We start from the raw sequence: 848 nt of genomic DNA, 5'->3' as shown, positions 1-848 counted from the left end.
CTCTAAAGTTTCAACACTCATACCATCACCATCTCAAGGAATCCCCCTCAAGCATAGGTCTGTTTGAATTGAAATTCAAGACAGCCCATGCTATCGTGGTTTTCCCGAAGGGCGCACTTAGCCATTGGATTTCATCCAATGGTGCGACAAGGGGTAAATCCCCTTTGTAATCCCCTGACCAACATATACATGTTGGTAATTTCGATAAATCGAAATAAAGAGCAAAAGCAAAATGGCGATATATCATTTTTCAGTTAAAACGATTAGTAGAGGTAATGGACGATCGGCCGTTGCTTGTGCTGCATATCGTTCAAGTGAAAAATTGGTATGCGATTTTTATGGAAAAGAACAAGACTACACAAGAAAAACTGGTGTCGAATTTACAAAAATCTATGCACCTGAAAATACAAATACTGAGTTACTCAAGCGCCAAACACTTTGGAATGAAGTCGAAAAGGTTGAACGTAGAAAAGATGCATTACTTGCAAGAGAGTTTGAGATTGCATTTCCCAGTGAGTTAAACGCTGAACAGCGTGAAAATATGCTCAATGAACTTTGCCGAAACCTCGTTAAAAAATACGGTGTCATCGTTGATGCTGCTATTCATGCACCTCATACAGACAGTGGAAGTGATGAACGCAACTACCATGCACACATCATGTTCACAACCCGAAGTATTAATGAGCAGGGTGGCTTTTCAGCAAAAAAATATAGGGACTTCAGTCGTGACAATGGCACAGAAACTGTAAGCCACTGGAGAGAATCATTTGCAGAGTTATGCAATCATCACCTGGAACAAAATGGATTTGATGAACGTGTCGATCACAGAAGTTATGAAGACCAGGAAA

The 848-nt window shown here is 40.3% G+C and carries 1 protein-coding gene; it reads left to right on the top strand.

Annotated features, from left to right (window positions below; all coding sequences use genetic code 11):
* Positions 1-232 precede the first annotated feature (232 nt).
* The coding region (mobQ, locus tag HYI04_RS16780; RefSeq protein WP_178896426.1) for a MobQ family relaxase at positions 233-848 on the top strand (616 nt) is incomplete at its 3' end.

The sequence above is a fragment of the Acinetobacter sp. SwsAc2 genome, assembly GCF_013391465.1.
GTDB classification, from domain to species: Bacteria; Pseudomonadota; Gammaproteobacteria; order Pseudomonadales; family Moraxellaceae; genus Acinetobacter; species Acinetobacter johnsonii.
Note: the sequence above shows the minus strand (reverse complement) of the source record. Positions and strands in the feature narration are given on the sequence as shown.